We start from the raw sequence: 12,343 nt of genomic DNA on the forward strand, positions 1-12,343 counted from the left end.
AGGAGGCGGGGCGATGAAAACGTTCGGTGTCCGATTGCGGCACGCCATGCGGCATTTCGGGCCACTGTGCGTCGGCATCGATCCGCATCCCGGTCTGCTCGCATCGTGGGGCCTCACCGACGATGTCGACGGTGTGGAGGCATTCGCCGAGATCTGCATCGAGGCCTTCGGCGGCCGGGTAGCGCTGATCAAACCACAGGTCGCCCTTTTCGAGGCCCACGGCTCCGGCGGCATCGCGGTGCTGGAGCGCGCCATCGAGGCGCTGCGTGCCTCGGGCACCCTGGTGCTCGCCGACGCCAAACGCGGCGATATCGGCTCGACCATGGACGCCTACGCCCGCGCCTGGCTGGGTGACGGCCCGCTCGGCTCGGATGCGGTGACGGTCTCGCCGTATCTCGGATTCGGTTCGCTCGCACCGGCTCTGACACTCGCGCAGGCGAACGGCCGGGGTGTCTTCGTGCTCGCCGCCACCTCGAATCCCGAGGGCGCACAAGTGCAGCGGGCACTGGCGGAGGACGGTCGCACGATCGCCCAGACCATGGTCGATGCGGCGGCTCGGTGCAACGCGGACCAGGAATTCGGCTCGGTCGGCATCGTGCTCGGTGCGACCCTCACCGAAGCGCCGGATCTCGCGGGGCTCAACGGCCCGATCCTGATGCCGGGTATCGGCGCCCAGGGTGGCGGTCCGGAAAACGTGCGTGAGCTGGTGCCGGAGCAGCTGTTGCACGCTGTGGTGCCGACCGCGTCGCGCGAGGTGCTCGGTACCGGTCCGTCCGTCTCGGCACTGTGTGGCAAGGTGAGCGCGCTGCAGCAGGAGTTCGCCTTCCTGCGGCGCTGAAGCGGTGACGATTGCGGTGGACCGACGCTACGGCGTCGGTCCATTTCACGTTTCGGGGTGGGGAGGGCACGTTGAGCGGGTATGACATGTCATATCGAACAGCCGTGCGGCCCGCTGCGCCGATTTTCCCGCTATCCGGCATGTCGGTGGCAGGGGCAGCGTCCTGATCGATCACGGAGCCAACTGGGCCGGCACAGGGTGCCGTTCGTATTCGCCGCGCCACAGTGGCGGGGAATGGCGGGATTTCGTGGCGATTCACGGGGTTCGGTGTCGGTCCAGCAGAGTACGAATGGCCCGAAATCGGTTGTTTCTCGCCTCCGACACGCGCAAGAACAACGCGACACGCGGAAAAACCCCAGAAAATTCCAGGTCGGACACATGACCGGTTGCTGATCCGATGCGGGTTGTCGCCGCAACCTTGCCGCTAACCTGTTTGTCACCTGAAAAAGCCCAGCTCGCGGGGTATTTTCAGATTTCGGCGGTAGGATCACCGCAGCGATCGACGCACTGCGCGCATCCGGCCGGGCATACCCTTACGATATCGGCGAATCATGCGCTGACCTGGGGGGTGGGTTCGCAATCGAACAACGTCGTGGGTACGGTCGCTGAGACTGCTGGGTTACCGGCAGGAGTTGATGCAATGAACGATGAGACGGAGGAACCGTGGCCCTTCCCCAGCTGACTGACGAGCAGCGCGCCGCTGCTTTGGAGAAGGCGGCTGCCGCTCGCCGTGCTCGGGCGGAGCTCAAGGAGCGCCTGAAGCGTGGCGGCACCGACCTCAAGCAGGTCCTCACTGACGCCGAAACCGACGAGATCCTCGGCAAGATGAAGGTGTCGGCGCTGCTGGAGGCCCTGCCCAAGGTGGGCAAGGTGAAGGCGGCGGAGATCATGAGCGAGCTGGAGATCGCCCCCACCCGGCGGCTGCGCGGACTGGGTGATCGGCAGCGCAAGGCGCTGCTCGCCCGATTCGACTTCGCCTGACCACCGAGGTGGTCGAACACACGCGGAAGGGTCGGCTGGTAGTACTGGTCGGCCCCTCGGCCGTGGGTAAGTCGACCGTGGTCCGTTGCGTCCGCGAGCGACTGCCCCAACTGGTCTTCAGCGTGTCGGCGACAACCCGGGCCCCTCGGCCCGGGGAGGTCGACGGCCGTGATTACCGGTTCGTGTCCAGGGAGGAGTTCGACGCCATGATCGCGGCGGATGAACTCCTCGAGTGGGCTGATATCCACGGGGGGCTGCAGCGCTCGGGCACTCCGGCCGCACCGGTGCGTGACGCACTCGCCATCGGCTTGCCGGTGCTCGTCGAGGTGGACCTCGAAGGCGCGCGGTCGGTGCGCAAGGCCATGCCGGAGGCGCTGCTGGTATTCCTCGCCCCGCCCAGCTGGGAGGAACTGGTTTCCCGGCTGAACGCGCGGGGTACCGAATCGCCCGAGGTGATCGCCCGCAGGTTGGAGACCGCCAGGACCGAATTGGCGGCCTGTGACGAGTTCGACATCGTCATAGTGAACGACGAAGTGACCAGCGCCTGTGAGCAGTTGGTATCGTTGTTCGTTAGCACAAATTCGAGTTCGTGACCCGCACTCTCGGAAAACTACCCAGCCCGAAGAACCGATCCCCGCAGGAGCCCTCTCAGTGAGCAGTACGGACATCAAGCCCGCGCCCGCATACGACACTCCGGTCGGCCTCACCAACCCGCCGATCGATGAGTTGCTCGAGCGTACCTCGTCCAAGTACGCGCTGGTGATCTACGCGGCCAAGCGGGCCCGTCAGATCAACGACTACTACAACCAGCTGGGCGACGGCATTCTCGAATACGTCGGCCCGCTGGTCGAGCCCGGTCTGCAGGAGAAGCCGCTGTCGGTCGCGATGCGTGAGATCCACTCCGACCTGCTCGAGCACTCCGAAGGCGAGTAACAACCACATCTAGGCCGGAGGCGTAGTGACCACACGGATCGTCGTCGGCGTCGGCGGAGGGATCGCCGCCTATAAGGCCTGTTCGATCGTGCGCCGGTTCACCGAGACCGGGCACCAGGTACGGGTGATCCCCACCGAGTCGGCGCTGCAGTTCGTCGGCAAGGCAACCTTCGAGGCACTGTCCGGGAGTCCGGCGCACACCGATGTGTTCACCGATGTGCCCGACGTGCCGCATGTGCGGTTGGGCCAGGAGGCGGACCTTGTCGTCATCGCCCCGGCGACCGCCGATCTGATGGCGCGTGCCGCACAGGGTCGCGGCGATGATCTGCTCACCGCCACCTTGCTGACGGCCCGATGTCCGGTGTTGTTCGCGCCCGCGATGCACACCGAGATGTGGGAGCATCCGGCCACCGTCGCCAATGTCGCGACGCTGCGCTCGCATGGTGCGATCGTCATGGAACCCGCGTCGGGCCGGTTGACCGGTACCGATACGGGTCCCGGTCGGTTGCCCGAGCCCGAGGAGATCTTCGGGCTGGCGACGCTGCTGCTGGAACGCGCCGACGCCATCCCGCGTGACCTGGTGGGTCGCCGCGTGGTGATCACCGCGGGCGGTACCAGGGAACCGCTGGATCCCGTGCGTTTCCTCGGCAATCGCAGCTCCGGCAAGCAGGGCTACGCATTGGCTAGGGTCGCCGCGCAACGCGGCGCGAACGTTACGTTGATCGCGGGCAATACGATCGAGATGGCCGCACCCGCCGCCGTCGACCTCGTCCACATCACCACCGCCGAACAGCTCAAGACCGCCGTCGAGAAGCATGCGGTCGGCTCGGACGCGGTGATCATGGCCGCTGCCGTCGCCGACTTCCGGCCGGCCACCGTGGCCGCGGCCAAGATCAAGAAGGGCGCACACGAGCCCGATGTGATCCCGCTGACCAAGACCGACGATATTCTCGCCGGACTGGTCCAGGCACGGCGCGACGGTCAGCTGACCGGCACCGCGATTGTCGGCTTCGCCGCCGAAACCGGTGACGAACACGGCGATGTGCTCACACACGCGCGGTCCAAGCTGGCGCGTAAGGGCTGTGATCTGCTGGTCGTCAACGCGGTCGGCGAGGGCAAGGCCTTCGAGGTCGACACCAACGACGGCTGGCTACTCGGTGCCGACGGCACCGAACAGGCGCTCGACCACGGATCGAAGGCATTGCTCGCGAGCCGGGTGTTGGACGCGCTCGGTCCATTGCTGCGCTGACACCCGTTGCCGCGCTTGGTTTACTCGGCATCGAGGGTGTCCGGTGGCTACGCCGTCGCCTGATGGTTAGGCTGTTGTCGACCGCAACCCGGACTGGTCGATGTCTTGGAGGCTGGAGCCCCGGCCCGATATATCGACGGATTTCAATAGTCTGAGACAGTTGCCTGTCGTCGACCCCGTCGTGTCGGTGGTTTGGAATAGTCTGAATGAGGGATTGCGCGGTGGCCGCATCGCGTCGCCGCCGCAATCCGATATGAGTAACCCGTTGAGGGAGAGGGAGAACTGTGCCCACGTCCGGCAGCCGCCTTTTCACCAGTGAGTCCGTGACCGAAGGTCATCCGGACAAGATCTGTGACGCCATCAGCGATTCCATCCTCGACGCCCTGCTCGCGGCCGATCCGCGCAGCCGGGTCGCGGTGGAAACACTCGTCACCACCGGCCAGGTCCACGTCGCGGGTGAGGTCACCACATCGGCCTATGCGGATATTCCGAAGATCGTCCGCGAAAAGGTTCTGGAAATCGGATACGACTCGTCCGCAAAAGGTTTCGACGGAAATTCCTGCGGTGTGAATATTGCGATCGGCGCGCAGTCGCCGGATATCGCACAGGGTGTCGATACCTCGCACGAGGCGCGCACCGCCGGATCGGATGACGCGATCGAGCGGCAGGGTGCCGGCGACCAGGGCCTGATGTTTGGCTACGCCAACACCGACACCCCCGAGCTGATGCCGCTGCCGATCGCGCTCGCGCACCGGCTCTCGCGTCGGCTGACCGAGGTGCGCAAGTCCGGTGTGCTGCCGTACCTGCGTCCCGACGGTAAGACCCAGGTCACCATCGAATACGACGGCGACCGTCCGGTCCGCCTGGATACGGTCGTGATCTCCACCCAGCACGCCGCCGATATCGACCTGGACAACTTGCTGGCACCCGATATCCGCGAGAAGGTCGTCGATGTGGTGCTGGCCGATCTCGATCTGCCCGCGCCGCTGGATGTCTCCGATATTCGCCTGCTGGTGAACCCCACCGGCAAGTTCGTCCTCGGTGGTCCGATGGGCGATGCGGGCCTGACCGGACGCAAGATCATCGTCGACACCTACGGTGGTATGGCGCGGCACGGTGGTGGCGCCTTCTCCGGTAAGGATCCGTCGAAGGTGGACCGCTCGGCCGCGTACGCCATGCGCTGGGTCGCCAAGAACGTGGTCGCGGCCGGGCTGTCCGACCGGGTTGAGGTCCAGGTCGCCTACGCCATCGGCAAGGCCGCACCGGTCGGTCTGTTCGTCGAAACCTTCGGGACCGAGAAGGTCGACCCGGCGCGCATCGCCACTGCCATTACCGAGGTCTTCGATCTGCGCCCCGGCGCGATCATCCGCGATCTCGACCTCCTGCGCCCGATCTACGCGCCGACCGCCGCGTACGGCCACTTCGGCCGCACCGACGTCGACCTGCCCTGGGAACACACCGACCGGTCGGACAAACTGCGCGCGGCCGTCGGCCTGTAGGTGAATCGGGGCCCGCGTGCAGCAAAACACAGCGGACCTCACCGCCGTGGCTTCCACAGGTGCGGCGGGCTCGGCGACGCATGATTCGACAGCAGTGGGACACCCGATCGCTCGGGTGCTCCCGCTGCTGTCGCCTGCCCACCTGGATCGCGACTTCGATTATCTGGTCCCCCCTGAGTTGGACGAGATCGCCCAACCCGGCGTCCGAGTCCGCGTCCGCTTCGCCGGTCGACTCGTCGACGGGTATCTGCTGGCACGGCTGTCCCACAGCGACCATACCGGCAAATTGGTCGAGCTCGAGCGCGTCGTGTCCGCCGAACGCGTCCTGACCCCGGAAATCCTGAAACTGGCCACCGCAGTGGCCGCCCGCTACGCGGGTACCCGCGCGGACGTCCTGCGTCTGGCCATCCCGCCCCGACATGCGCGTACCGAGAACGGCGGCTCGAAGAAGACGGCCGAACCCGAAGAGCCGCAACAGTATTCGGCCGACTCGACTGATGGCGGCTCGGGCAGGTCCATCAGTCGATCGACGCAGGCGCCGACTCCTTCGCGCGGGCCGATTCGCGCATCCGGAACTTGGCGCGCGCCGCTCGATAGCCCACTCGCCGACAATTCCGCAGTGGAACCGGAGGTAGCCGCATCGCCGTCGCGAGGTTCGACGTCGATGGACCCCATGCCGGTGAGTGACTCGGCCGCGTCGCATGCTGAGGCCGTCCGGCCGGTCGAAGCTCTGAATGCCGTGGCGGCCGTGGGGGATTCCAGCGACCTGCTGACGATGGCTGATGCGGCCACAGCGGCCAAGTCTGTCGAACTCGGTGCATCCGTTGATGCGGTCGCAGAGCTCGATCGTTGCGCCGATGCGCGGACGGCGCGGGGCGAGGCGGTCGACGTCGCACATGTTGGGTCCAGTACTGGTTCGGTGCCGCGGTCGGCTCCCAGTGTGGCGTCCGCTGGTGCTGCGGCGCAGGCGCGGTCGGATTCGATCGAATCAGTCGCGGATTCTGGTGCCGTGATCTCGGCAGGGCAGGCTGGCACTGATTCCGTCGCTGCCGCCGCCGGAGCGGGGCACCCCGCGCCGGAGGGGTCGCGCGCCATCGGTGCGACAGGATCGGCGAATATCACTGCGGCACTGTCTGATTCGGGCCGCACCGACGTGCCGGACGGGGTAGAGCCGCGGGCGTGGGAGCGCTACGTCCATGGGACGGCGTTCGTGTCGGCGCTGAGGCAGGGCAAAGGGGTGCGGGCGGGGTGGCAGGCGGTGCCGGGGGAGGATTGGGCGCGGCGATTGGCGGAGTTGGCAGCGGTGGTCGTCGCGCGGGGGCGCAGTGCGATTGTGATGGTGCCGGATCAGCGGGATCTCGATCGGGTGCTGGCGGAATGTGTTCGGCTGGTGGGGGATTCGGCGGTCGGGTTGGCGGCCGGGCTGGGACCGGCCGCGCGGTATCGGCGATGGTTGGCGGCATTGCGGGGAACCGCGCGGGTCATTGTCGGGACGCGCAGTGCGGTGTTCGCGCCTGCGGTCGATCTCGGGTTGGTCGCGATATGGGATGACGGGGACGACACCTATGCTGAGCCACGGGCGCCGTATCCGCACGCGCGCGAGGTGGCGATGCTGCGGGCACATGAGACCGGTGCGGCATTCGTGGCGGCTGGATTCGCGCGGACGGCGGAGATCCAGGCGGTGGTCGATTCGGGGTGGGCGCACGATCTGGTCGCCGACCGTGCTGTGGTGCGCAAATTTTCACCGCGCATCAGCGCACCGGGCGACTCCGATATCGCGATGGAGCGCGATCCGGTCGCGCGGGCGGTCCGCATACCGGCCGTGGGGTACGCCGCTGCGCGATCCGCGCTCGTGGAAGGTGCGGCGGTGCTGGTGCAGGTGCCGCGGCGCGGCTACATTCCGGCGCTGGCCTGCGCGAAATGTCGCACGCCCGCACGATGTCGGCACTGCAACGGTCCACTTGCCCTGCCGAACGGGCGAGCCGGACATCGCGGCGAGACCGCGCACAGTCCCGCGTGCCGGTGGTGCGGAATCACCGAGGCCGCATTCCGATGTCCGGCTTGCGCTTCCCGAGCGCTTCGGGCAGTGGTGATCGGTGCGGTCCGGACCGCGGAGGAACTCGGCCGTGCCTTTCCCGGTGTGCCGATTCGCGGATCCAGCGGCGGCGCCATGCTCGACACCGTGGAACCGGGTCCGCAGGTGGTCGTCGCGACCGTCGGCGCGGAGCCGGTGCTGCCCGGCGGCTACGGTGTCGCTCTGCTGCTCGACGGGTGGGCGCTACTGAGCCGCGCGGACCTGCGCGCCGCCGAGGACACCCTGCGCCGCTGGATGTCGGCCGCTACCCTGGTACGCAATCACGGTCAGGTCATCGTCATGGCCGAACCGTCGCTACCCACCGTCCAGGCGCTGCTGCGCTGGGATCCGGTCGGCCACGCCCGTGCCGAGGTGGCCGGGCGCGCCGAGGTCGGCTTCCCACCCGCCGTGCGCATAGCCGCCATCGACGGTACGTCCGATTCGATCGCCGAATTGCTCTCCGCCGCAAAGCTACCCGACACTGTCGACCTCCTCGGTCCGGTACCGCTCCCGCCCGGCGCTCGCAAACCTTTCGACAGCGCCGATATCCCCGCCGAAGTCGAGCGCATACTCCTGCGTGTGGACCGTACCTCCGGCGCTGCCCTCGCCCGCGCCCTCACCGCCGCACAGGCCGTTCGCAGCACCCGTCGCTGCGACGCCCCTCTCCGCGTCCAAATCGATCCGGTCGATATCGGCTGACGCTGCCCACGGCTCGAACAGAACGGTCCGCATCGCATGGGATTCGTCCGCTGGGTCGATGGATGGCCGGAGACCGGCGCGGGAAATCCATACCGCGATACGGTCCGGGCCGCGAGCCGTGGCCGACAAGAACCCCTTCGAAGTCGAGGATCTCGACGAGCAGCTGCTCGCCCCGGCGTCGTCGTGCGAGACCGCAAAGGCGAGTAGCAGATTCGAATCGGCCGCCGGTCTCAGCCGAAGATGGCGCGATTGCGTTGCGCCCATTCGGCATACGAAGTCGCCGGCCGCCCGAGTACCCGTTCGACATCGGTGCTGACCTGCTGCTCGGCAGGCGTCGGCAGACCGAGGATATCGAGCGTGCCATCCGCCACATCCTCGGGCATGAATCGCAGCATTCCGGAACGCGCCTGCGCGCGAGTCAATTCGACGAACCGCAGCGAGGTTCCCAACATTTCTTCGATGGCACGAGCCTGCTGGCGCGGACTGACCGCGGCGGGTCCGGTCAGTTCGTAGGTGCGTCCGGAATGGCCGTCTGTGCGCAATGCGGTCGCGGCGACCTCGGCGATATCACCGGGATCGATGGCGGGCAGTGCGATATCGGCGAAGGGTGCGGCGATCATCTGCTCGGCCCGGATCGACTCGATCCACGCGTAGGTGTTGGAGAAGAATCCGGTGGGCCGCAGAATCGTCCAGTCCAGCTCCGACCGCCGCAGCGCGGTCTCGAACGCATGCAGTCGCGCATGTGAGGCCAGTCCGGGTCGGGTGCCCGTCGCCTGCGAGGACAGGAGCACCGCCTTCTTGACCCCACCCGCCGCAGCGACCTCGATGAACCGCGCCGGATCAGGTCCGGTCACCAGCTGTGGGCCGGTCAGCAGCAAGAAGAGCGCATCAGCGTTTTCGACTGCGGGGGAGAGGCTTTCGGGATCGGCGAGATCGGCCTGCCGATGCCGCACGCCATCGGGCAGTGCGATGTCCTGATTGCCTCGGGATACGGCGGTCACCTGCTCGCCGGCGGCGGCGAGGTGCTGCACGAGGGTGCGTCCGATATTGCCGGTAGCTCCGGTCACTACGATCACGGTCACTCCTAAGTTAGTTGACTGACTAAAACGACTGTAGTCGACGGATCGCCAGCTTGTCTATAATTAGTTGTATGACTAACTCAGTCGAAGGTCGGCGCGCGACGCCCAAGTGGGGCAAGCGTGAGCGCCTAGCCGCCGCGGCCGCTCAGGTGTTCCACGAGCAGGGTGTCGAGAAGACGACCATCGCCGATATCGCGCGGATCGCCGAAGTTCCGCTGGGCAATGTGTACTACTACTTCAAGACCAAGGATCAGCTGGTCGAGGCGGTGCTCGGCGCACATGCGCGGACGCTGGAGGAGTTGATCACCGTGCTCGAGCAGTACGACGAACCGCAAGACCGGCTGAAAGCGCTGGTCCGCGGCTGGGTCGACCAACGTGACCGCGCCGCGCAATTCGGTTGCCCCACTGGAACTCTGGCTTCGGAGCTGGGTAAACGCGGCGACGGCCTGGAACTGGCCTCCGCGGCGAGCATTCGCACCCTGCTCGACTGGATCCAACAGCAGTTCACGGCAATGGGGCGCGAGGATGCGGGGGAGCTCGCGGTAGCGTTATTCGCCGCCTATCAGGGGATCTCGCTGCTCACCAATACCTTCCGCGATCCAGAACTGATGGTGACCGAGGGGCGGCGGCTGGAGCGCTGGATCGATTCATTCGCGCCATAACGGTTTCGGTTGCGGTTTCCAGTGTGTCGTCCGCTATGGCCTGTCGGTGGCCTTCGGGGCTCGGGTGCTGACCGCCAGCTGGCGCGTCGGCTCGCCATGTGACATTCGGTGATGACTTGCCACGCGGATGCAATCGGCTCATGTGACAAGTTCCTATGCGGGCACTGCATCGAGCGATGGACGGCCCGTTCGTCATATCGAGCGTCAGGTCGGTTCGCGTTGCCCTTGCATGCGATGCATTGCCGATATATCGTCGATAATGTGAGATACGCACAAGAGCCCTGAGGAGGCTGACATGGAAAACATCGAATACGGAGAATTCAGAGGTCGTGGCCGCTGGCGGAAGCCGGGCCATGACGAGGGCGACGCCGGCCGTCGCCAGCATCGCCGCGGCGGGCGGCACGGTTTCGGACCCGAGTTCGGACCGGGCTTCGGTCCTGGTTTCGGGCCCGGCTTCGGTCCGGGATTCGGACGTGGCCGCGGTCGCGGCGGTCGGGGTCGGCGCGGTGACGTGCGTGCGGCAATGTTGTTGCTGCTCACCGAGCGTCCGATGCACGGCTACGAGCTGATCCAGCAGATCAGGGAGCGCAGCGATGATGTCTGGCGGCCAAGCCCGGGATCCATCTACCCAGCGCTCGCGCAGCTCGAGGACGAGGGGCTGGTACTCATCGAGCGGGTCGCCGGACGCAAGACCGCGAAGCTCACCGACGCGGGGGAGACCTACATCGCCGAGCATCGGGACGAACTCGGCGATCCCTGGGCCGATGTCAAGGAAGATGTCGGCACTCAGGCGATGGATTTGCGTGCGCTCATCGGACAGCTGATGGGTGCGGCCGCTCAGGTCGCGGCGGCGGGTACGCCGCAGCAGGCGAGTCGGGCCGCGGAGGTGCTCACCGAGGCGCGCAAATCGCTATACCGCATTCTCGCCGAAGACGATACCCCCGAAAAGTGATGGCATATTGAAACGTCGTCTGAGCGTGCACTTTTCGCGCCGATCAGGTAGATCATTGTGATATGGAACAGTGGAGCGGGTCGCGGGGTTGGGGAGTATCACAGTTGAGGTGTGTGGTGTCCGCTGGTGTCTTGGCCGGAGCCGTCATTTTCGGCTCCGGCACAGCGCCGATAGCGGGTGCCGACCCAACCGATCTCGCGCCGGTAAGTGCGGAGATCGCCGGATATCGTCCGCCGGACGTACCGACTCAAACCGGTCCGGTCCAGCCGGACCATCTGGCCGCCGCGGTGTACCAGAGGACCCACAAGAACGCGGCGCCTGCTGGTACCAACAACTTCGACTGCAAGCCGACCGGCGAGCATGCCCGCCCGGTCATCCTGGCGCACGGCACCGATTCCTCGGCCTATTCCGACTGGGCGGCTATCGGTCCGCAGATATCGGCGCTCGGCTTCTGTGTGTTCGCACTGAATTACGGTGGTGCGCCTGGTAAGGACACGTGGGGCACCGAGGACATCGTGGTGAGCGCCCATCAGTTCGGCGCCTTCGTCGACCAGGTACTGGCCGCGACCAACGCCACCCAGGTCGATATCGTGGGATTTTCCCAGGGCGCCAACGTGACTCGTTACTACGTGAACAAGCTCGGTGGCGCGCCGAAGGTGGGTAAGTGGATCGGCCTGGCATCGCCGAGCTACGGCGGGGTGATGTACGGACTCGTGCCGGTGGCGCAGGCGATTCCGGGTGCGCTGCAGGCCTTCGCGCAGGTCACCTCGCTCGCGGCGGTGCAGCAGGCGCAGGGGTCGCCGCTGATGCTCGATCTCAATGCGGGTGGTGACACCGTGCCCGGTCCGCACTACGTGACCGTCGGTAGCCGGGTCGACGAGATGATCCAGCCGTTCAGCAATATCGCACTGCACGGCTCGAATGTGGAGAACATCGCACTGCAGGATGAGTGCGCGGAGGACCAGACGGGTCACTTCCACATGGTCTACGACCCATTCGTGCAGGAACTGCTGCTGCGAACGCTGGACCCGGTTCACGCACCGGCTCCGACGTGTCGGGCGGTGCCACTGGGCACCGGCATTCCCGAGGTCATTATCGCCGGACATTCCTGATTGTCGCGGTCGGCGGCCGGGTGGAGGGACCCTCCGCCCGGCTTTGCCGTCCGTCGGACTCCCACTGGGTGGGAGGAGACAGGAGGAAGGGGTTTGCGCAGGTGGCCGCCGAAGTCGAGTCTCGAATCCCGTTGAGCCGGATGCGAGTACTTTCCACGGCGATCGGCGTCGCCGACGAGAGTGGTATCGAAGCGCTGACGATGCGTCGGTTGGCGGAACTGCTCGGGATCGAGGCGATGTCGCTGTATCACCGGTGACTAGTGCG

Annotated in this window: 11 protein-coding genes and 1 pseudogene; 11 read left to right on the forward strand and 1 reads right to left on the reverse strand. The window is 66.4% G+C overall.

Going from position 1 to position 12,343, the window contains the following annotated elements:
- The first annotated feature begins 13 nt into the window (after nucleotides 1-13).
- From pyrF to ACW2Q0_RS06620, 7 genes are all read left to right on the forward strand, one after another.
- Complete coding sequence (gene pyrF, locus ACW2Q0_RS06590) at nucleotides 14-838, forward strand: orotidine-5'-phosphate decarboxylase (protein ID WP_457187209.1); 825 nt, start codon at nucleotides 14-16, stop codon at nucleotides 836-838.
- Between the two features lie 663 nt (nucleotides 839-1,501).
- Complete coding sequence (mihF, locus tag ACW2Q0_RS06595) at nucleotides 1,502-1,819, forward strand: integration host factor, actinobacterial type (RefSeq protein ID WP_062993489.1); 318 nt, start codon at nucleotides 1,502-1,504, stop codon at nucleotides 1,817-1,819.
- An 8-nt stretch (nucleotides 1,820-1,827) separates the two neighbouring features.
- Entirely contained in the window at nucleotides 1,828-2,412 is a 585-nt protein-coding gene (gmk, locus tag ACW2Q0_RS06600) for a guanylate kinase (protein ID WP_457187211.1), read from the forward strand.
- A gap of 58 nt (nucleotides 2,413-2,470) precedes the next feature.
- Complete coding sequence (rpoZ, locus tag ACW2Q0_RS06605) at nucleotides 2,471-2,752, forward strand: DNA-directed RNA polymerase subunit omega (RefSeq protein WP_040692158.1); 282 nt, start codon at nucleotides 2,471-2,473, stop codon at nucleotides 2,750-2,752.
- Nucleotides 2,753-2,777: 25 nt separating this feature from the next.
- Complete coding sequence (gene coaBC, locus ACW2Q0_RS06610; protein WP_457187213.1) at nucleotides 2,778-4,001, forward strand: bifunctional phosphopantothenoylcysteine decarboxylase/phosphopantothenate--cysteine ligase CoaBC; 1,224 nt, start codon at nucleotides 2,778-2,780, stop codon at nucleotides 3,999-4,001.
- A 284-nt stretch (nucleotides 4,002-4,285) separates the two neighbouring features.
- Nucleotides 4,286-5,500 (forward strand): methionine adenosyltransferase, encoded by a 1,215-nt coding sequence (gene metK / locus ACW2Q0_RS06615; RefSeq protein WP_457187215.1) that lies wholly within the window; start codon nucleotides 4,286-4,288, stop codon nucleotides 5,498-5,500.
- A gap of 94 nt (nucleotides 5,501-5,594) precedes the next feature.
- On the forward strand, nucleotides 5,595-8,273 hold the full coding sequence (locus ACW2Q0_RS06620) for a primosomal protein N' family DNA-binding protein (protein ID WP_457187736.1): 2,679 nt from the start codon (nucleotides 5,595-5,597) through the stop codon (nucleotides 8,271-8,273).
- A gap of 230 nt (nucleotides 8,274-8,503) precedes the next feature.
- Here ACW2Q0_RS06620 and ACW2Q0_RS06625 read toward each other — a convergent pair whose 3' ends face one another.
- On the reverse strand, nucleotides 8,504-9,349 hold the full coding sequence (locus tag ACW2Q0_RS06625; RefSeq protein ID WP_457187217.1) for an NAD(P)H-binding protein: 846 nt from the start codon (nucleotides 9,347-9,349) through the stop codon (nucleotides 8,504-8,506).
- Between the two features lie 74 nt (nucleotides 9,350-9,423).
- On the opposite strand from ACW2Q0_RS06625, the gene ACW2Q0_RS06630 reads away from it, so the two are divergent.
- The 4 genes and pseudogenes from ACW2Q0_RS06630 to ACW2Q0_RS06645 all read left to right on the forward strand — a co-directional run.
- On the forward strand, nucleotides 9,424-10,014 hold the full coding sequence (locus ACW2Q0_RS06630; RefSeq protein ID WP_457187219.1) for a TetR/AcrR family transcriptional regulator: 591 nt from the start codon (nucleotides 9,424-9,426) through the stop codon (nucleotides 10,012-10,014).
- 295 nt (nucleotides 10,015-10,309) lie between these two features.
- Nucleotides 10,310-10,966 carry a PadR family transcriptional regulator gene (locus tag ACW2Q0_RS06635; RefSeq protein ID WP_457187221.1) on the forward strand — a complete coding sequence of 219 codons (657 nt, stop codon included), beginning with the start codon at nucleotides 10,310-10,312 and terminating at the stop codon, nucleotides 10,964-10,966.
- A 104-nt stretch (nucleotides 10,967-11,070) separates the two neighbouring features.
- Nucleotides 11,071-12,078, forward strand: a complete 1,008-nt coding sequence (locus ACW2Q0_RS06640) for an esterase/lipase family protein (RefSeq protein ID WP_457187222.1) — start codon at nucleotides 11,071-11,073, stop codon at nucleotides 12,076-12,078.
- Nucleotides 12,079-12,218: 140 nt separating this feature from the next.
- Nucleotides 12,219-12,329: pseudogene (locus ACW2Q0_RS06645) on the forward strand (TetR/AcrR family transcriptional regulator); the annotation flags it as partial.
- Between the last annotated feature and the right edge of the window lie 14 nt (nucleotides 12,330-12,343).

The sequence above is a fragment of the Nocardia citri genome (assembly GCF_054065835.1).